The organism is Rhizobium sullae (genome assembly GCF_900169785.1).
In the GTDB taxonomy this organism is placed as follows: Bacteria; Pseudomonadota; Alphaproteobacteria; order Rhizobiales; family Rhizobiaceae; genus Rhizobium; species Rhizobium sullae.
Map to the genome: position 1 here is coordinate 193,969 of NZ_FWER01000001.1, position 19,639 is coordinate 213,607.

Sequence of the window (19,639 nt, forward strand, 5' to 3'; positions counted from 1 at the left end):
ACGACTCGCAAAAAAACGCCGGTTGCGATGCAACCGGCGCCCTTGGGAGGAAAGCCTGGGGCTTAGGCAGCCGCCGAAGCGAAGCCGGAGGTCGAAACTTCCGAGATCGTCTTCAGAACCTGCGAAGCAATCTGATAAGGGCAGCCCTGCGAGTTCGGGCGGCGATCTTCCAGATAGCCCTTGTAGTCGTTCTTGACGAAGGAGTGTGGAACGCGGATCGACGCGCCGCGGTCGGCAACGCCATAGCTGAACTTGTTCCACGGAGCCGTTTCGTGCTTGCCGGTCAGGCGCAGGTGGTTGTCTGGGCCGTAGACGTCGATGTGGTCCTGCAGGTTCTTGTCGAACTGAGCCATGAGTGCTTCGAAATAGGCCTTGCCGCCGACTTCGCGCATGAACTTGGTCGAGAAGTTGCAGTGCATGCCCGAGCCGTTCCAGTCCGTGTCGCCGAGCGGCTTGCAGTGGAATTCGATGTCGATGCCGTACTTTTCGCAGAGGCGGAGAAGCAGGTAGCGAGCCATCCAGATCTGGTCGGCGGCGCGCTTGGAGCCCTTGCCGAAGATCTGGAATTCCCACTGGCCCTTCGCCACTTCGGCATTGATGCCTTCGTGGTTGATGCCGGCGGCCAAGCAGAGGTCGAGATGCTCTTCCACGATTTCGCGGGCAACCGAGCCGACGTTCTTGTAGCCGACGCCGGTGTAATACGGACCCTGCGGAGCCGGGTAGCCCTGCTCCGGGAAGCCGAGCGGACGGCCGTCTTCGTAGAAGAAGTATTCCTGCTCGAAGCCGAACCAGGCGTCTTCATCATCAAGGATGGTTGCGCGGCTGTTCGACGGATGCGGCGTGACACCATCGGGCATCATGACTTCGCACATAACGAGAACGCCGTTCGTGCGGGCCGGGTCCGGATAGAGGGCAACCGGCTTCAACACGCAATCGGAGCTGCGGCCTTCGGCCTGCATCGTGGAGGAACCATCGAAGCCCCAGAGCGGAAGCTGCTCGAGCGTCGGAAATTCAGCAAATTCCTTGACCTGCGTTTTGCCACGCAGGTTCGGTGTCGGTGTGTAACCGTCGAGCCAGATGTACTCGAGTTTATACTTTGTCATTGGCCAGTCTCTCAAACGTAAGGGTGTGAGCAAATCCCGAAAGCGACCGCTAAGCGCGTGCTTGATCACCACCGGATGTCAGATGCCAAGCACGTGCCGTGCCAGTTTGGAGAGGGCACACGGACTGTGACGAAACGTGTAGCGGGAATCAGCTGGGAGCAATCGTCGATTTTCAACGAAAGCGAGGGTTTAGGGGCATGGAACCGATCGGCGCACAGGACGTTTTTTTGGTCGACCCCTAACGCCTCAAAAAGGTGCAGGCAGTGCTAGTATTTTACGCGTCTTATCAAGTGCTTATGAATATCACATTTATTGGCGCTTTTTTAGGCTGTTTGCGCAAATGATGGGCACTCTGTTACTATGAAATGCCGGGCAACCGGTATGCGAAGATAATGGAAGGCAATTCGATGCCAGCAAATGTTCATCGCGAATCCGCGAAGATCTATCAGTTCCCGGTAAAATTCCGCAGGCTGGGCGAACGCTTTAGTGCCCGCCACCCGCTCGACATCGATCCCGATGTCTGCGACGCCGCCTTCGATTCCTGGTATCACGAAGACGCCATCCGCGAAGCTGAAGAAAAGCAGAAACCGCAAGCCTGAATATCTGACCGACGCGGCGGGGGAACCAGCGGCCGCGACGTCAGTTTGTCTTTCATGGCAAGGAAAGGCACGATCCGTATCGGCATATCCGGCTGGACCTATGCGCCGTGGCGCGGAGTATTCTATCCTGAGGACCTGCCGCAGAAGTGCGAACTGCATTTTGCCGCGCGCAATTTTACCTCGATTGAAATTAACGGCACATTTTACGGATTGCAGAAGCCTGACGCGTTCGCGCACTGGCGGGAGATGACGCCGGACGGCTTTGTATTCGCCGTCAAAGGTTCACGCTACATCACCCATTTGAAGCGGCTTCACGATGTCGAGACGCCGCTTGCGAATTTCATGGCGTCCGGGCTTCCGCGGCTGGGGCCAAAGCTCGTCCCCATTCTATGGCAGTTTCCGCCGACCATGAAATTCGACGATGAGCGTTTCGCGCGATTTATGGCAATGCTGCCGAAAGACACGGATGAAGCGACGAAGCTTGCAAGGTCGCACGATGACCGGTTGAACGGCCGTGACTGGCTGGAAAGTGATGTGCAGCAGCCCCTTCGTCACGCTCTTGAAATTCGCCACGACAGTTTCTGCACAAGGGAATTCATCGAGTTGCTGCGCGAACATCAGGTTGGCCTCGTCTGCGCCGACTCGGTCCAGTGGCCGCTTCTGATGGATGTCACCGCAGACTTCGTCTATTGCCGCCTTCACGGATCCGAGGAGCTTTATGTCAGCGGATACGACGATGCGGCGCTCGATGTCTGGGCCAAACGTATCGCGGCATGGGCGCGTGGACACGAGCCGGAAGATGCCAATCGCATGCTGCCGCCGCTCAAGGGGTCAGCCAAAGGGCGCGACGTTTTTGTCTATTTCGACAACGACGCGAAGGTGCAGGCGCCTGCGGATGCACGTTCGCTTGCCGAGAAGCTTGGTGTTACCTTCTTACTTGAAGACGCTGCCACATCATCAACGCCGCAAAAAAAGAGCCGGTGGAGTGGGGAGGATGCGAGAGCGAACCGGCCCTCCCCCTGACCTCAATCAGACAAGTACCGTCTGCTCGGTGCGATCTTCCGCGCCGAAGAATTTGAGGTAACGCTCGACTTCTGCCGGGTCTCCGGTTGCCTTCTGAGGATTGTCGGAGAGCTTGACCGCCGGGCGGCCGTTGGCCTCGCTGACCTTGCAGACGATTGAGATCGGATTGAGGCCGGAAATTTCGGTCGGCGCGCAGCCTGCGAAATCGTTGGTCAGGTTGGTCCCCCAGCCGAAGCTCATGCGCACGCGGCCCTCGAAATGCTTGTAGGTGTCGATGATCGCATCGACGTCGAGACCATCCGAGAAGATCAGCAGTTTCTGGCGTGGATCGCGGCCCATTTTCTTCCACCAATCGATGATCTTCTCGCCGCCCTCGATCGGCGGTGCACTGTCGGGGCGGAAGCCGGTCCAGTCGGCGACCCACTCGGGCGCGTCACGCAAAAAGGCTGCAGTGCCGAACGCATCCGGCAGGACGATCAGCAGGTTACCACCATAGAGCCTGTTCCAATCGCGCAGGATCTTGTAAGGCGCGTTGCGCAGCTCCTCGTCGGTGTCGGCAAGCGCTGCGGCCACCATCGGAAGCTCATGAGCGTTCGTGCCGACCGCTTCCAGATCGGAATCCATAGCGAGCAATACATTGCTTGTGCCCGTGAAAGCGGGGCCGATGCCCTCCTTCAACGCCTCGACACACCAGCGTTGCCACAGGAAGCTGTGGCGACGGCGCGTGCCGAAATCGGAGATACGCAGGCCCGGCAATTCACGCAGCCGCTCCACCTTCGCCCACATCTTGGCCTTGGCGCGTGCATAAAGCACATCGAGCGTGAAGGGACCGAGCGCCTTCATCGCCGAGCGCGAGCGCAGCTCGTTGATAATCGCCAGCGCCGGAATTTCCCACATCGTCGTCTCTTTCCACGAACCGTGGAAATCGAGCACATACTGGCCGTTCTTCTTCGACAACTCGTATTCCGGCAGCTGGAAATGAGAGAGCCAAGCAAGGAACTCCGGCTCAAAGATCTGCGCACGGCCATAGAAGCTGTTACCTGCGAGCCAGATTATCTCCTTCTTGGAGAGCCGCAGCGTGCGGGCATGATCGAGCTGGGCGCGCAGTTCCCCCTCATCGATCTCCTCGGCAAGACGGACGCGCTTGGTGCGGTTGATGAGCGTGAAAGTGGCGCTGACATCCGGATAAAGCTTCCAGATCATTTGCAGCATCAGAAGCTTGTAGAAGTCCGTATCGATGAGGCTGCGGACGATGGGATCAAGCTTCCAGGCGTGATTGTAAACGCGCCTTGCAATATCTGTCTTGGCCATGCTCCACCCCGTCCCAATCCGGTCGGGTGCCGCAAAAGGCCGGCACACGACGACCGGCTCGTGCGCCTTCTTATCGAAAAATCAGCTGATAATGTCCAGTACAAATAAAAACCCCGCCGCAGCAAGGCGGCAGGGCCTCTTTCGATGATCCCCTTGGGACTCAAGCCTATTGCGCAGGCTGAGGCGGCGCAGGTGTGGCAGGCGTCGCGGGTTCAGCGTTCGGTGTCGGCGGCTGCGTGTTGGGCGTTTGCGTGGGAACGGCACTGCCATTCTGCATGGATGGCGGCGCAGCGGGTGCCGGCGGCTGGGACTGCAGTTCCTGACCGGGCTGCTGTGGCGCTACTTCATCGGCTTGACGGCTGCCCCAGATTTCGACTGGAATCCAAACGATGAAGGCAAGAATGAGCGCAACGACCAGGACCATCAGGATGCGGGCGCCAGTGCGGCCCTGCTTTGCCTTCACCGCGGGGACCTGCTCTTCGGCATGCCGCTTGCTATCGGAGTTTTCCCAGCGCTTATCCATCTGATGAGCCATCTTCGTCTCCCTTCCGATGTCTCGCGGATCGTATGCCGACCCGCCCCAGGACCGTCGTTAGGAGCAACGAATATGCTGCGTCATGGTTCCGCCGGGCCTCAGTAGCCAGCCTTCCGGTCCACCACGAACTCCAGCGGCTCGCCGCGCTCGTAGCGGGCGATCTGCGCCTCGACATACCGGAAGAGCGCATTCTCTTCCGAGATTGCGGCATCATGCGGGGTGATGAAAACGTTCTCCAAACCCCAGAGGGGATCGTCCGCCGGAAGCGGCTCGACCTCGAATACATCAAGGGAAGCACCGCCGAGCACACCGCCTTCAATCGCCGCAACAATATCGTGCTGCACCTGGCTCTTGCCGCGGCCGGCATTGATGAAAACCGGCTTTCCGAGCGCACCATCCGGACGGAGCTTTGCAAACAGCATCGCATTGTAGAAGCCTGTCGTTTCCGGTGTCAGCGGGAGCAGTCCGACGAGGAAATCGGTCTTCGACAGGAAGGTATCGAGTTCGCTTGCATCGAAGGTTTCGATCCCATCAAGCCGTTTGCGGCTGCGCGACCAGCCGATGACGTTGAAGCCCACGACCTTCAGCTTGCGGAGAGCATCCTGCCCCAGCACGCCAAGCCCCATGACACCAACGGTGATTTCCGCGGCTTCCGGCGGTGCCATCGGGCTCCAGACGCGACCGCGCTGGTGCCGATCATGTTCGCGCTGCTGGCGCAGGTGCATCAGGCACTGCAGCAGCACCCATTCGCTCATGCGCACCGTCAGGCTGCTGTCAACAAAGCGGGCGATCGGCACGTCGGGCAAACCCGAAAGGTTCATGAAACTATCGACGCCGGCACCGCCTGAGAAGATGACCTTCAAGTTCGGTGCGCGTTCGAAAAGATCGGCATCAGGCTTCCACAGCAACGCATAGTCGATCGCGCTCAAGTCGCGGCTCTTGGTCGCAGGATCGGCAAGATTGATGCTGCCGCGATCCGGAAAGGCGGTTTTCAGAATGCGGGCGATGCCTTCGGGATTGAACTTCAGATCGACGAGAACGGGAGGTCTTGCGGACATGATCTTCTTTACTGCTGCACGGCAGGCGTCGGCACTGCCTCGATATTGAAAGCGGCGGCCATTAGCGCCTTGGTGTAGTCGTGTTTCGGCGCGCGGAAGATTTCTGCCGACGACCCCTGCTCAACCACCTTGCCGAAACGCATGACAATGACATCGTTGGCGAGCGCTTTGACGACCTTCAGGTCGTGGCTGATGAAGAGGTAGGCTAGATCGTGCTTCTTCTGCAGGTCGCGCAAAAGATCGACGACCTGTGCCTGGACGCTCATGTCGAGCGCCGATGTCGGCTCATCGAGCATGACGAAGCGCGGCTTCAGCACCATGGCGCGGGCAATCGCGATGCGCTGACGCTGGCCGCCGGAGAATTCGTGCGGGTAGCGCCAGCGGGTCAGCGGGTCGAGGCCGACCTCTTCCAACGCCCAGCACACGCGCTGGTCGCGGTCCTCATGCGACAGCGAGCGCTCATGGACTTTCAGCCCTTCTGCGATGATATCGCCGACCGACATGCGCGGGCTGAGAGAGCCGTAAGGATCCTGGAACACGACCTGAAGCTGGTTGCGCAGCGGCCGCATTTCGGTGAACGAATAGTCCGCTATGTCCCTCCCGACGAAACTGATGCGTCCCTTGGAGGAAATCAGGCGGGTGAGCGCTAGGCCAAGTGTCGTCTTGCCGGAGCCGGATTCACCGACGACACCGAGCGTCTGGCCAGCGCGCAGCGAAAGGTCGATGCCGTCGACGGCCTTCACGTGGTCAACGACTCTGCGCATCAAGCCAGCCTTGATGGGGAACCAGACACGGATATCGGAGCCCTCCATCACCACCGGCTTGGATGGATCGGCGAGAGGCGGATCGCCACGCGGCTCTGCGGCAAGAAGATGACGCGTATAGTCGTGCTTCGGATTGCTGAACACCTCTTCGACGGCTCCCGTCTCGACAATCTTGCCCTTCGTCATGACGCAGACGCGATCGGCGAACTTCCGGACGATGCCGAGATCATGGGTGATGAAGAGCAGCGACATGCCATGCTCGCCTTTCAGCTTGCGCAGCAGGTCCAGTATCTGCGCCTGGACCGTGACATCGAGCGCCGTCGTCGGCTCGTCGGCAATCAGCAGCTCGGGCCGGTTGGCAAGCGCCATCGCGATCATAACGCGCTGGCGCTGGCCGCCGGACAGCTCGTGCGGATAGGCTTTCAGCCGCTTTTCCGGCTCGCGGATGCCAACCTGGTTCAGGAGTTCCAGCACCCGCATGCGGGCCGCTTGGCCGGTCACGCCCTGATGCAGATCGAGGATTTCGGCAATCTGCTTTTCGATGGTGTGGAGCGGGTTGAGCGAGGTCATCGGCTCCTGGAAGATCATCGTGATATCGTTGCCGCGCACCTCGCGAAGCGCCTTCTCCGATGCCTTGAGCAAATCCTTGCCCTTGAAGAAGATTTCGCCGCTCGGGTGGCTTGCTGCAGGATACGGCAGCAACCGCAGGATGGAGTTTGCGGAAACAGACTTTCCCGACCCGGATTCGCCGACCAGCGCAACGACCTCGCCCTTTTTTATCTCGAAGGAGATGCGATCGACAGCCAGTGACGTTTCGCCGCTTTGGTGGAAGGCGACGGAAAGATCGCGGACAGAGAGAAGAGGTTCAGGCATCTGGCTCATGCGAAGGTCTTTCTCGGGTCAAACGCGTCGCGCACGGCCTCGCCAATGAAGATCAGCAGGGAAAGCATGATCGACATAGTGAAGAAGGCCGCCAGCCCTAACCATGGCGCCTGAAGATTGGCCTTGCCTTGGGCGATCATCTCACCGAGCGACGGCGAGCCGGGCGGCATGCCGAAACCCAGGAAGTCGAGCGAGGTCAGCGTCGTGATCGAGCCGGACAGGATGAAGGGCAGGAACGTCAGCGTCGCCACCATTGCGTTCGGGAGCATATGGCGCCACATGATCGTGCGATTGTTGACGCCGAGCGCTCGGGCGGCGCGGACATATTCGAAGTTGCGGGCGCGCAGGAACTCCGCGCGTACCACGCCGACGAATCCGACCCAGGAGAAGAGCAGCATGATGCCGAGCAACACGAAAAAGCCCGGCGGCAGGACCGCGGCGATGATCAGCAGAATATAAAGCACCGGCATCGATGACCAGATTTCGATCAAGCGCTGCAGAAGCAGATCGGTCCAGCCGCCAAAATAGCCCTGCACAGCGCCGGCGGTCACGCCGACAATTGCCGAGCAGACGGTCAATACCAGGCCGAAGAGCACGGATATACGGAAGCCGTAGATGATGCGCGCCAGAACGTCGCGTGCCTGATCGTCGGTGCCGAGCCAATTGAGATTGCCGTAGGTGCAATTGGGATCGTTGACGCCCTGCGGATAGCCTGCGCAGCGCTCCTCCTTGCTCATCAACCAGAACGGCGGCGTCGGCGCGGAATGCGGGATGTTGGAATTCACCGAGCGGTAGGAATAATGGACCGGGGGCCAGATCATCCAGCCATTGGCTTTGATCTCATCGGCGATGACATCCGAGCGGTAGTCCGTTTCCGCGAGAAAGCCGCCAAACTTCTCCTCCGGATAATCCACCAGCACCGGAAACAGAATCTCGCCCTTGTAGGATGCGATGATCGGCTTGTCGTTGGCGATGAATTCCGAAAATAGGCTGAGGCCGAACAACAGCATGAACAGCCAAAACGACCAGTAGCCGCGGCGGTTTGCCCTGAAATTTCGCCAGCGGCGGATGTTCGTCGGGGAAAGCAGGCCCTTGCGCGGCGGCTTGACCGGCGTAACGGGCGTCGGATTGGCAGCCGTATCCATCAGACATCCCTCCGCTCGAAATCGATGCGTGGGTCGATCCAGGTATAGATCAGGTCCGAGAGCAGGCTGACGAAAAGGCCTAGCAGCGAGAAGATATAAAGTGTTGCAAAGACGATCGGGTAATCGCGATTGACGACCGAGAGATAGCCGAGGCGACCGAGACCATCGAGCGAGAAGATATTTTCGATCAGCAGCGAGCCGGTGAAAAAGGCGGAAATAAAGGCGCCCGGAAAACTGGCGATGATGACCAGCATGGCATTACGGAAGACATGACCGTAAAGCACCTGCCGCTCGTTCAACCCCTTGGCGCGCGCCGTCGTCACATATTGCTTCTTAATCTCCTCGATGAAGGAATTCTTCGTCAACAGCGTCGTCGTCGCGAAGGCGGCAAGCGAGAGCGAGATCAGCGGCAGCGTCAGGTGCCAGAAATAATCAAGCGGTTTTTGCCACCAGGCGAGCTGGTCGAAATTATCCGACACCAGGCCGCGGAGCGGGAACCAGTCGTAAAATGAGCCGCCGGCGAAAAGCACGATCAGCAGGATACCGAACAGAAAGCTCGGCACGGCGTAACCGACGATAATGGCGCCGGATGTCCACACGTCAAAAGTCGAGCCATCCTTCACAGCCTTGCGGATGCCGAGCGGAATGGAGATGGCGTATGAGAAAATCATGATCCAGATGCCGAGCGAGACGGATACCGGCAGTTTTTCCTTGATGAGATCGAGCACCGAGGTATTGCGGAAGAAGCTCTCGCCGAAGTCGAAGCGGATGTAATTCCACATCATTTCCAGAAAGCGCGTCAGCGGCGGCTTGTCGAAGCCGAACTGCTTTTCGAGTTTGGCGATCAGTTCCGGATCGAGGCCCTGGGCACCACGGTATCTGGAACCGCTGTCATCGAACTGCTGTCCGAGATCGCCGCCGCCGGAAATCCTTTGGTCGGCACTATCGGCCTGACCGGTCAGCTGCGCGATGACCTGCTCGACAGGGCCGCCCGGTGCAAACTGGATGACGGTAAACGAAATTGCCATGATGCCGATAATTGTCGGTATCATCAGAAGCAGGCGTCGAAGAATGTAAGCTCCCATCAGCGCGCGGCCTTCCAGGTCTCGAAATTCATAAGGGTGCGCGTCCTACCAGAAGTCTTCAATCCGTCAGCCTTTCTCCGCCGGTAGCCCCGGCTTTTTCATAGTGATTCGGATGGCTCATTTGGACCCCAGCCGCAAAGCCAATGCAAGTCCGCTATTTCGCGTCTTTCGACCACCACACGTCGGGGAAGCCAAGCGAGTAAGTCGGCAACTCGGCAGGATGAGTCAGCTTATCCCAATAGGCGATGCGCGACGTATTGCTGTAGAACAAAGGGACGACATAGTGGTTTGCAAGCAGCACCCGATCCATCGCCTTGATTGCCGCCACTTGCTCCTTACGGTTCGGCGCAAAAATGATCATCCGGATCAGCGCGTCGACTGCCGGATCGGAAATGCCGGCATAGTTGCGGGATCCGGGCTGGTTCGCCGCCTGGGAGCCCCAGTAGTCGACCTGCTCGTTGCCGGGATCCATCGTCTCCGCCCAGATGCCCCATATCATATCATAATCAAAGCTTCTGACGCGGTTCGTATATTGCGAGGCATCGACGGTGCGCAACCGTGCGTCGATGCCGATCTTCTTCAGATTGTTCGCAAAGGGCAGAACCGAGCGTTCGAACGACGGGTTGGAAAGCAGGATTTCGAAGCTCATCGGCTGGTCGGTCTTCGTGTTGACCAGGCGGTTGCCCTTCAATTCCCAGCCAGCCTCCTTGAAGAGCGCGATCGCCTTGCGCAGATTGTCGCGCAGCTTTTGCGGATCGCCCGCGACCGGGTTTGTGTAGGGCGTGGTGAAGACCTCCGGCGGCACCTTGTCCTTCAGTCCTTCAAGGATTTCCAGCTCCCTTCCTTGCGGCAGACCCGAGGAGGCGAGTTCCGTACCCCAGAAATAGCTGTCGACGCGCTTGAAGGCGTTGAAGGCAAGGTTGCGGTTCATGTCCTCGAAGTCGAACGCATAGTTCAGCGCTTCACGCACCCGCGCGTCCTTGAATATCTCGCGACGCGTGTTGGGCACCAGCGCCTGCATGACGCCGACGGCCCGCAGCGCATTCGGCAATTCCTCGCGTTTCACGCGGCCGTCCTTCACGGCCGGGAAGTCGTAGCCCGTCGCCCAGCGGCTCGCCTGGGTCTCCTGTCGGTAATCGATGTTGCCGGCGCGGAAAGCCTCGAGCTCGACGTCTCTGTCGCTAAAGAAGGTGTATGTGATGTTGCGGAAATTGTTCTGTCCGACATTCACGTTGAGGTCCTTACCCCAATAGTCATCACGCAGTTCATAGCGAATGTTCGCGCCCGGCGAGAAGGAGGCTATCCTGTAGGGCCCGGAGCCCATGACGGGCTCCAGTGTCGTCTTCGAGATATCGCGCGGCTTGCCGTCCGGGCCAGGCGCCTCCCACCAGTGCTTCGGCACGACCATGAGCTGGCCGAGGATACTCGGCAGTTCGCGGTTGTTTTTTTCATCGAAGGTGAAGGTCACATCGCGCTCGCCGGTCTTCTCGGCCTTCACCACATGCCGGTAGTAGTTGGCTGTAAGCGGACTGTGTTCTTTCGTCTTGTCGAGGCTGAAAATCACGTCCTCCGGTGTGACCGGCTGGCCGTCCGCCCATTTCGCCTCTTTGCGCAGGCGGAAGGTGACGCTGGAGATATCCGATGGAAAGGAAACCCCTTCGGCAAGCAGGCCGTAAGAAACGAGAAGCTCGTCATCGGCGGATTTCATCAGCGTGTCATGGACCAGCGGCAGGCCGTCCGCTACCTCTCCCTTTGCGAGAACCGGATTGAAGGTATCGAAAGTGCCGGTCGTCGAAAGCCGCAGATCGCCGCCCTTTGGCGCGTCCGGATTGACATAGTCGAAATGCTTGAAGCCGGGCTGATATTTAAGGGCACCTATGCTCGACGTGCCGATTTGAAAGCTCTGCTCCTGCGCGAAAACTTCCAAAGGCAAGGAGATCAAGGCCACGAGAGCAACGAGCAGACTTCTTTTCGACCATGCGACCGCCATTCACCAAACCCCATATTATTTAGCTTTCTTCGAGAATACGGGAAATACAGGCAAAAAACAGGAAAGTGTGACGTTTTCGTCCATTTCGCAAAATTTTGACTGGATACAAGCCGCCAGGACACGTCTTCTTCATTCGACCGCCACCGCCGGAATGTCATCCCCGCTGCCAGAACATCGATTCACCAAAATTGCTTTTCACGGTAGACTCGATGCAAATCACTCTGGCAGACATTCAGGATACCGCATGACATTCCGCCTCGCTCCGTCTTTCCAGACAATCGGCAGACTCGCGTTGGCGGGTATTATTGGTGCAAGCCTGATTGCGGGCGACGCGGAAGCGCAACAGAAGCAGCCGAGCCCCGGCAGCGCCAAGGCGCTCTTCGGTTCGGCTTCCCTACCGGCGCAGGGACCGGCGCGACCGATCGGTTTCTATTCGAAAGGGTGCATGCTGGGCGGCGTTGCCTTGCCCGTGGATGGTCCGACGTGGCAGGCGATGCGGCTTTCGCGAAACCGCCGTTGGGGCAATCCGGCCATGATCGCGCTGCTTGAGCAATTGTCCCGCGATGCAAGGCAGCAGATCGGCTGGCCGGGGCTGCTCGTCGGCGATATATCGCAACCTCGGGGCGGACCGATGTTCAATGGCCACACCTCGCATCAGATCGGCCTTGATGCCGACATATGGCTGATGCCGATGCCCACACGCCGGATGACGGCAGAGGAGCGCGAAGACCTTCCCTTCACCACGATGCTGCAGAAGGAGAAGTTCCTGACGATTAATCCCAGGGTCTGGACGCAATCCCACGCCGAATTGCTGATGCTTGCGGCAAGCTACCCTCAGGTGGAACGCATTTTCGTCAATCCTGCAATCAAGAAAAAGATGTGCGATACTTGGAGGGGCGACCGCACGAACCTCGGCAAGCTGCGCCCGATATACGGCCACGACTCGCATTTTCACATCCGGATGAAATGCCCGCCTGGCGCCGCGGACTGCAAGCCGCAGGCGCCAATCACGGACGGCGATGGCTGCGGAAAGTCGCTGGCCTGGTGGTTCACCAAGGAGCCGTGGGCGCCGCCGAAGCCCGATGCCCGGCCGCCTAAACCACCGCGTGAAATCATGGTAGCCGATCTTCCGAAGGTATGCGCCGCCGTTCTGGATGCACCGGCCGCCGCATCGATGACGGCATCGACTGATGGCGGCTCGACCGCAACTGCCCTGACCGCGGCACCAGCAACACCTGCGGCGGCCGGAGACCTTCTTCCTGCCGTCGGCCCGGTTCCCACCGACAAGCCCCTGGTGCAATGATAGTGGAAATGCTTGTTTTTCTAATCGTGGGCTTGGTATAGAAGCGGCCAAATCGATTGAATCTATGGGATGGAGGTTCTTTTTCATGGCCGGCGGCAAATGCCTTGCATTGATTGCGCATGACCAGAAGAAGAACGAGATGGCGGAATTCGCCCGCCGCAACAGGAACCAGCTGTCCAAATGGAAGATCGTGGCGACCGGAACAACCGGCGGCCGCGTCCTCGATGCGGTCCCCGATCTCGATGTCACCCGTCTGAAAAGCGGGCCGCTCGGCGGCGACCAGCAGATCGGCGCATTGATTTCAACCGGTGAAGTCGGCGCACTCATCTTTTTTGTCGATCCATTGACGCCGATGCCGCATGATGTCGACGTGAAGGCATTGATGCGGCTTGCGATCGTTTACGATATTCCGATGGCGCTAAACGAAGCGACTGCCGAAAAACTCATCCCGACTCTGAACGCCTAGACACGGAACCGGCTATGTCCATGCTCAACACCAGCGATGCCCTGCCTTTTCCGATCCTGATCGGCGATATCGGCGGAACGAATGCGCGCTTCTCCATTCTTGCGGACGCTTCGGCCGAGGCCGTCAATTTCGCGAACGTTCGCACAGCCGATTTCGAAACCATCGACGAAGCGATCCTGAAGGGCGTCTTTGCAAGGACGGAGATGCGCCCGCGCGCGGCTATTCTCGCCGTTGCCGGCCCGATCAATGGCGATGAAATTCCGCTGACCAATTGCGACTGGGTCGTCCGTCCTCATACGATGATCGAAGGTCTCGGCATCGAGGACGTGATTGTCGTCAATGACTTCGAGGCGCAGGCACTGGCGATTTCCGCGCTCGGGGACGGCGAGCGCGAGCGCATTGGTGCTGCATCCGGAGAGATCGTCGCTTCCCGCGTCGTGCTCGGACCTGGAACCGGCCTCGGCGTTGGCGGGCTCGTCCGCGCGCAAGGTTCATGGATTCCCGTGCCGGGCGAAGGCGGCCATGTCGATCTCGGACCACGCAGCAAACGAGACCTGGAGATCTTCCCATATATCGAGACGATCGAAGGCCGTGTTTCGGCGGAGCAGATCCTTTGCGGACGCGGCATCGTCAATCTCTACCGCGCGATCTGCAAGGCGGATGGCATCGAGCCCAAATATCGCGATCCGGCCGACATCACCTCTCACGCGCTTGCCGGAACCGATACGACGGCCGTGGAGACCATCTTCCTTTTTTCAACCTACCTCGGCCGTGTTGCAGGCGATATGGCGATGATCTTCATGGCCAAAGGCGGCGTCTATCTTTCCGGCGGCATCTCGCAGAAGATATTGCCGGCATTGAGGCAGCCGGAGTTCCGAGCCGCTTTCGAGGACAAGGCGCCGCACTCTCACTGGCTGAAGGCGATTCCAACCTATGTCGTGACCCACCCGCTGGCGGCTCTTGCAGGCCTTTCGTTCTACGCCCGCCGGCCGGCAAGTTTCGGTGTCTCGACCAAGGGCCGCCGCTGGCGCGGTTAATGCCAGTCTAGCCAAAGGCGCGCCAACTCTTTATAGAGCCGCCCCAAGCGCGCGGCTGATGCCGTGCGCGTTATCCGAGACAGGAAGCACAGTTTTTGGATTCGTCCGCGAGCAAAAAGAGCACCGTCAGCAGCGATACCGTCACCGGCATCTTGAAGCGCATTATCGCAGAAAACGGCCGTGATCATATCGGTGGATATGCTTTTGCGATCAGCTGTCTGGTCGTTGTGGCCCTTTCGACGGCGTTCACTGCGTGGATCATGAAGGTGATCATTGACGAGGCCTTTGCCAATCGCCGTGCGGATATGGTGTGGATCATTTGTCTTTCGATCTTCATCGCATTCGTGCTGCGCGGTTTTGCGAGCTACGGCCAAGCGGTGGCGCTGTCCAGGATCGGAAACAACATCGTGGCACGCTATCAGCGGCGCCTTTATGCTCATCTCATGACCCTGTCCGTCGGCTTCTACAACCAAGCCCGTTCGGCACATATTGCGGCGCAAGTCAGCCAGAATGTCGGCGGCATCCGCGATGTCATGAACCTGACGATCACATCGACTGCGCGTGACCTTCTCACCTTCATCGCCTTGATCGGCGTGATGGTTTTTCAGGATCCGTTGCTAAGCCTTGCAGTCTTCATTCTAGCTCCGCCGCTCCTCTATGGCTTGCGATATCTGTCCAAGCGCCTACGTCAGGCGACCAAAGAGGCGATTTATCTCAACAGCCATGTTCTGGGTGCGATGCAGGAGACGATCCAGGGGATCGCCATCGTTAAAGCCTTCACCATGGAAGGCGAACTGGAGCGCAAGCTCAACAAGCTCGTCGCTGCGGCAGAGGGCCGCGCAAACCGCATCGCCCGCCTGTCTGAGCGGAATGCGCCGATGACGGAAACCTTCGCCGGTTTTGCCGTTGCGAGCATCCTTGCCTATGCCGCCTATCGGTCGATCTATGACAACGTGCCGCCGGGGGCGTTCTTTTCCTTCGTAACAGCACTGTTGCTCGCTTACGACCCTGCCCGCCGCCTTGCAAGACTGCAGGTTCAGCTGGAGCGAGCCGTCGTCAACGCCCGCATGATCTACGAACTGCTCGACATGGAGCCGCGTCAGCGTGATCTTCCGGATGCGAAACCGCTAAATGTCACAGATGCCCGCATCGAATTCCGCGATGTATCGTTCGCTTACGGTACAGATCCGATCCTCAACGCCGTAAAATTTGTTGCAGAAGGCGGCAAGACGACGGCGCTCGTGGGTCCATCCGGCGCCGGAAAGTCGACGGTCATCAATCTCATTCCGCGCTTCTTCGATCCGAAGAGCGGAGAGATTTTCATCGATGGCCAGGACATTGCGCACGTCACCAAACAGTCGCTTCGCCAGCAACTCGCCTATGTGTCGCAGCAGCCATATCTATTCGAAGGCACGATTCGCGAAAACATCCGCTATGGGCGTCCGGAAGCGACGGATGCCGAAGTGGAAGAGGCCGCCCGGCTTGCCTACGCCCATGAGTTCATCCTCGCGCAACCCAACGGCTACGATACGCCTGTCGGTGAAAATGGCGTGACGCTTTCCGGCGGCCAGCGCCAGCGTCTATCGATCGCCCGGGCGCTCGTCCGCAAAGCGCCGATCCTGCTTCTTGACGAGGCTACATCGGCACTCGATACGGAATCCGAAGCGGCCGTACAAAAAGCGCTCGATGAAGCGATGACCGGTCGCACCGTCGTCGTCATCGCCCACCGGCTCTCGACGGTCGTGCGCGCCGACAAGATCGTCGTGATGCAGCAGGGCCGTGTCGTCGAGGAAGGCAATCACGAGACGCTTGCGAAGCTCAACGACGGACTTTACGCTCGCCTCAACAATCTTCAGCGGCCTGCCGCCTCGGATTCTCTTTGATACGGATTGTGAGCTGACATGAGCGACGCTGCAATGAAGCTGGTGGTGGTTGGGGCAGCAGGCCGCATGGGACAGACGCTGATCCGACTTATTCATTCCATGGAGGGTGTCACGCTGCATGCGGCCGTCGCCCGGCCCGGCTCGCCGTTCGTCGGCAAGGATGCAGGCGAAATCGCAGGCCTTGGACCAAATGGCGTCACCATTGGGGACGACCCCCTCGCGGCCTTTCTTCACGCCGACGGTGTCCTGGACTTTACAACGCCCGGGACGACAAATGAGTTTGCAGCACTCGCCGCTCAGGCGCGCATCGTCCATGTCATCGGCACCACTGGGTGTTCGGATGCGGATAATGCCAAGATTGCAGCAGCATCGCGTCATGCGCGTATCGTAAAGTCCGGCAATATGAGCCTTGGCGTGAACCTTCTCAGCGTTTTCGTTGAGCAGGCCGCACGAGCGCTCGATGCTGCCGATTGGGATATCGAAATCCTCGAAATGCACCACAAACGCAAGGTTGATGCGCCTTCGGGCACCGCTCTGCTTCTGGGGGAAGCTGCTGCCAAAGGCCGCAACATCGACCTGTCATCGCAATCTGTCCGCGTCCGCGACGGCCATACCGGGGCGCGCGAAACGGGTACAATCGGCTTTGCGACGCTGCGCGGCGGTTCGGTGATCGGTGAGCATTCCGTGCTCTTCGCCGGCGAAGGCGAGATCGTGTCGATGTCGCACAGCGCCGCTGATCGCTCGATCTTCGCCCGTGGCGCCATCAAGGCGGCGCTTTGGGCCCGCGACAAGAAGCCCGGCTTTTATTCCATGCTCGACGTGCTCGGGCTCTCCTCACATTGATCTCATTACGGAGGCATATTTCATGAGCGGCACCCTCGTCCTCGTTCGCCACGGCCAGAGCGAATGGAACCTGAAAAATCTCTTCACCGGCTGGAAGGATCCAGATCTCACGGAACTCGGCATCGAAGAAGCCAAGACGGGCGGTCAGGCGCTTGCCGACTACGGTATAAAATTCGATGTCGCCTTTACGTCTGCGCTCGTACGCGCGCAACACACGCTAACGCTCATTCTCGACAAAATCGGCCAGCCGGACCTCAAGACGATCCAAGATCAGGCTCTGAACGAGCGCGATTACGGCGACCTCTCTGGCCTCAACAAGGACGATGCCCGCGCCAAATGGGGCGAGGAGCAGGTTCACATTTGGCGGCGTTCCTACGACGTCCCGCCTCCTAGCGGTGAAAGCCTGCGCGACACCGGCGCGCGCGTCTGGCCTTACTATCTCACCGAGATTCTGCCGCGCGTGCTGCGCGGTGAAAAAGTGCTCGTCGCTGCCCATGGTAACTCGCTGCGTTCGCTGGTCATGGTGCTTGACCGCCTGACCAAGGAGCAAATCCTGGCGCTCAACCTCGCAACCGGCGTTCCGATGGTCTACAAGCTCGATGCCGACTCCACCGTCGCTTCCAAGGAAGTGCTCGGCGATATGTCCGGCGCGCATTAAGCCTTCGCGATCTCCGCTCAGAAGCCGGGCTCGCTGCCCGGCTTTTTCAATTCTCTATCGTGAACTGCACCCTGTCGGCTGCAAAGCGGCTGATCGAGTATTGCACCGGCACGCCCTCAATATCCGTATTCATTGCCTTGGTGATGAGCAGGATGGCACCCGGCGTCAATTCCAGGGTTGTGATGTCGCGTGAATCGGCATGAGCGGCCGTAATCTCTGTCGTTGCGCGGACGTAATCCGGCAGGCCCAGTTCGGCGAAGGCCTTGGTGATCGATTCCGTCTTGCGATAAGCTTCGTCGATGCCGGCAAACCGGTCCGCCGGAAACCATGTCGTCGCGCAAGACACCGGCCGTTTGTCGGCCATACGCAATGTCTCGAGGCGGATCACCGCAGCCCCGGGTCTAAGTCTCAGCCAGCGTGCAACTTCCGCATCGGCTCTCTCCTCGGTATGGTCGAGCAATAGCCCGCGCATCTCGCGCGCTTGGGCACCGATACCGGCGGTGAAGCGCGTGCGACGTGTGATCGGAAAATTCAGCCGTTCCTTCCGCTCGATCAGGGTACCGCGGCCCTGCACCGCGCGCACGATGCCTTCCTGAGCCAGGGCGGCAAGCGCGCTTCTGACCGTATGACGATTGACGCCGAATTGCAGCGCCAGAACCGTTTCCGGCGGCACCATGCCGGTCTCGTCATAGGCCCCGGTATTGATTGCGTCGCGAATACGGTCCGCGATTTGGCGCCAGAGCGCCACGCCCGTCTGTCGTTGCACTTGTTCTGCCATCTTACCCCTTGATGTCACACGCTTGTCACGTCGGCGATTTAAGCGTAATCATATCTTGTATAGTTGTCTATATCAATAGACATTTAGGGATGTGGTGATGACCTTAGCGGAGAACAATGCGGCGGCGAACGGCGAGCGCAAGCGCGCTGCCGGCCTGCTCGCGCGGGCTGAACGACACGAGCTTGTCGAGGTTTTTGAAGCTCTCGCAGAAAAGCCGGTGGTTCAGCCTGTGCGCGGGCCGGAAACCGGCCTCGTGATGGTGCGTGGCCGCATCGGCGGCGGCGGCGCGCCCTTCAATCTCGGCGAAGTCACTGTCACGCGCGCAACGATACGGCTTGGTTCGGGTGCCGTTGGTCATGCGCAGGCGCTCGGCACAGACCGCGAAAAGGTAAGGCTTGCCGCGATTTTCGACGCGCTTTGGCAGGACGACGCGACGAAGGGCTTCATCGAGGAGAGACTGCTTTTGCCGATCGCGGCGCGAATTGCTGAGACCGATCGCCGCAAGGCAGACGAAACGGCGGCGACGCGGGTTGATTTCTTCACCATGGTGCGCGGAGACGACTGATGAGCCTCAAGATCGAAGCCCTGGCCGGTGGCTTTACCGAACCCGTCTTCCAGTCCCAAAGCGTCTTCAAGACTATGATGGATAGTATGGCGCGGCCCGGAACAATCCAGACCATTGCACCCGAAGTCGCGCCACCTGCGCCGCTTGGTATTGCCGCAGCCGCGATTGCGCTGACGCTATGCGACCACGATACGCCGGTCTGGCTGTCTTCCGGGCTCGCGAAATCAGCAATGCCCGATTGGCTCGGCTTTCACACCAGCGCGCCCGTGGTTCCGGAAAGGGCTGAAGCCCGCTTTGCCTTTATTGAGCACGGCGTGACGCTTTCCTCGTTAGGACTCTTTGCCTTAGGTACGCAGGAATATCCCGATCGCTCGACAACGTTGATCATCGAACTTGCAGGACTCGAAGGCGGCGGCCGGCTGGCGCTAACGGGCCCCGGCATTCAGAGCGTGACCGAGATTAGGCCCGTCGGCCTGCCGGAGACCTTCCTGCGGCTCTGGGCGGAAAACCGCGCCCTCTTTCCACGCGGCATCGACCTCGTGCTGACAGCAGGCAGCCGTTTCCTCTGCCTGCCGCGAACCACCAAGATCATCGCAACGGAGATGTGAGCC

The 19,639-nt window shown here is 59.4% G+C and carries 19 protein-coding genes; 10 read left to right on the top strand and 9 right to left on the bottom strand.

Going from position 1 to position 19,639, the window contains the following annotated elements; genetic code table 11:
- Positions 1-62: 62 nt before the first annotated feature.
- The gene (locus BN1800_RS01040) at positions 63-1,103 is read right to left on the bottom strand and encodes a glutamine synthetase beta-grasp domain-containing protein (RefSeq protein WP_027510514.1); all 1,041 of its coding nucleotides are present in this window, start codon (positions 1,101-1,103) and stop codon (positions 63-65) included.
- A gap of 407 nt (positions 1,104-1,510) precedes the next feature.
- On the opposite strand from BN1800_RS01040, the gene BN1800_RS01045 reads away from it, so the two are divergent.
- Positions 1,511-1,702 carry a DUF2735 domain-containing protein gene (locus BN1800_RS01045; RefSeq protein WP_086993893.1) on the top strand — a complete coding sequence of 64 codons (192 nt, stop codon included), beginning with the start codon at positions 1,511-1,513 and terminating at the stop codon, positions 1,700-1,702.
- A 54-nt stretch (positions 1,703-1,756) separates the two neighbouring features.
- The gene (locus BN1800_RS01050) at positions 1,757-2,725 is read left to right on the top strand and encodes a DUF72 domain-containing protein (RefSeq protein WP_086993599.1); all 969 of its coding nucleotides are present in this window, start codon (positions 1,757-1,759) and stop codon (positions 2,723-2,725) included.
- Between the two features lie 6 nt (positions 2,726-2,731).
- On the opposite strand, the gene pncB is transcribed toward BN1800_RS01050, so the two are convergent.
- The 7 genes from pncB to BN1800_RS01085 form a co-directional block, all read right to left on the bottom strand.
- A complete protein-coding gene (gene pncB / locus BN1800_RS01055; RefSeq protein WP_086993601.1) occupies positions 2,732-4,036 on the bottom strand; it encodes a nicotinate phosphoribosyltransferase in 1,305 nt (434 codons plus the stop codon).
- Positions 4,037-4,202: 166 nt separating this feature from the next.
- Positions 4,203-4,571 (bottom strand): membrane protein, encoded by a 369-nt coding sequence (locus BN1800_RS01060; RefSeq protein WP_027510510.1) that lies wholly within the window; start codon positions 4,569-4,571, stop codon positions 4,203-4,205.
- A gap of 98 nt (positions 4,572-4,669) precedes the next feature.
- Entirely contained in the window at positions 4,670-5,629 is a 960-nt protein-coding gene (locus BN1800_RS01065; protein ID WP_086993603.1) for a 2-hydroxyacid dehydrogenase, read from the bottom strand.
- A gap of 8 nt (positions 5,630-5,637) precedes the next feature.
- Entirely contained in the window at positions 5,638-7,275 is a 1,638-nt protein-coding gene (locus tag BN1800_RS01070; RefSeq protein ID WP_086993605.1) for an ABC transporter ATP-binding protein, read from the bottom strand.
- Complete coding sequence (locus BN1800_RS01075) at positions 7,272-8,420, bottom strand: ABC transporter permease (RefSeq protein WP_086993608.1); 1,149 nt, start codon at positions 8,418-8,420, stop codon at positions 7,272-7,274. Before BN1800_RS01075 ends, BN1800_RS01070 begins: the two co-directional genes overlap by 4 nt.
- Positions 8,420-9,505 (bottom strand): microcin C ABC transporter permease YejB, encoded by a 1,086-nt coding sequence (locus BN1800_RS01080; RefSeq protein ID WP_027510506.1) that lies wholly within the window; start codon positions 9,503-9,505, stop codon positions 8,420-8,422. The genes BN1800_RS01075 and BN1800_RS01080 overlap by 1 nt, the downstream gene beginning before the upstream one ends.
- A 154-nt stretch (positions 9,506-9,659) precedes the next feature.
- Positions 9,660-11,495 carry an extracellular solute-binding protein gene (locus BN1800_RS01085; protein WP_086993611.1) on the bottom strand — a complete coding sequence of 612 codons (1,836 nt, stop codon included), beginning with the start codon at positions 11,493-11,495 and terminating at the stop codon, positions 9,660-9,662.
- A gap of 244 nt (positions 11,496-11,739) precedes the next feature.
- Here BN1800_RS01085 and mepA point away from each other — a divergent pair, with 244 nt between their 5' ends.
- The 6 genes from mepA (at position 11,740) to BN1800_RS01115 (ending at position 17,685) form a co-directional block, all read left to right on the top strand.
- Entirely contained in the window at positions 11,740-12,798 is a 1,059-nt protein-coding gene (gene mepA, locus BN1800_RS01090) for a penicillin-insensitive murein endopeptidase (RefSeq protein ID WP_027510504.1), read from the top strand.
- An 85-nt stretch (positions 12,799-12,883) separates the two neighbouring features.
- On the top strand, positions 12,884-13,264 hold the full coding sequence (locus BN1800_RS01095) for a methylglyoxal synthase (protein WP_027510503.1): 381 nt from the start codon (positions 12,884-12,886) through the stop codon (positions 13,262-13,264).
- 14 nt (positions 13,265-13,278) lie between these two features.
- Positions 13,279-14,301, top strand: a complete 1,023-nt coding sequence (locus tag BN1800_RS01100; RefSeq protein ID WP_086993614.1) for a glucokinase — start codon at positions 13,279-13,281, stop codon at positions 14,299-14,301.
- Between the two features lie 95 nt (positions 14,302-14,396).
- On the top strand, positions 14,397-16,184 hold the full coding sequence (locus BN1800_RS01105; protein WP_027510501.1) for an ABC transporter ATP-binding protein: 1,788 nt from the start codon (positions 14,397-14,399) through the stop codon (positions 16,182-16,184).
- An 18-nt stretch (positions 16,185-16,202) separates the two neighbouring features.
- Positions 16,203-17,027 carry a 4-hydroxy-tetrahydrodipicolinate reductase gene (gene dapB, locus BN1800_RS01110; protein ID WP_086993617.1) on the top strand — a complete coding sequence of 275 codons (825 nt, stop codon included), beginning with the start codon at positions 16,203-16,205 and terminating at the stop codon, positions 17,025-17,027.
- A 22-nt stretch (positions 17,028-17,049) separates the two neighbouring features.
- Positions 17,050-17,685 (top strand): 2,3-bisphosphoglycerate-dependent phosphoglycerate mutase, encoded by a 636-nt coding sequence (locus BN1800_RS01115; protein WP_086993619.1) that lies wholly within the window; start codon positions 17,050-17,052, stop codon positions 17,683-17,685.
- Between the two features lie 46 nt (positions 17,686-17,731).
- Here BN1800_RS01115 and phnF read toward each other — a convergent pair whose 3' ends face one another.
- Positions 17,732-18,463 (bottom strand): phosphonate metabolism transcriptional regulator PhnF, encoded by a 732-nt coding sequence (phnF, locus tag BN1800_RS01120; protein WP_086993622.1) that lies wholly within the window; start codon positions 18,461-18,463, stop codon positions 17,732-17,734.
- Positions 18,464-18,560: 97 nt separating this feature from the next.
- Here phnF and phnG point away from each other — a divergent pair, with 97 nt between their 5' ends.
- On the top strand, positions 18,561-19,028 hold the full coding sequence (gene phnG, locus BN1800_RS01125; RefSeq protein ID WP_086993625.1) for a phosphonate C-P lyase system protein PhnG: 468 nt from the start codon (positions 18,561-18,563) through the stop codon (positions 19,026-19,028).
- A complete protein-coding gene (gene phnH, locus BN1800_RS01130) occupies positions 19,028-19,636 on the top strand; it encodes a phosphonate C-P lyase system protein PhnH (protein WP_086993628.1) in 609 nt (202 codons plus the stop codon). Before phnG ends, phnH begins: the two co-directional genes overlap by 1 nt.
- The last annotated feature ends 3 nt before the right edge of the window (positions 19,637-19,639 follow it).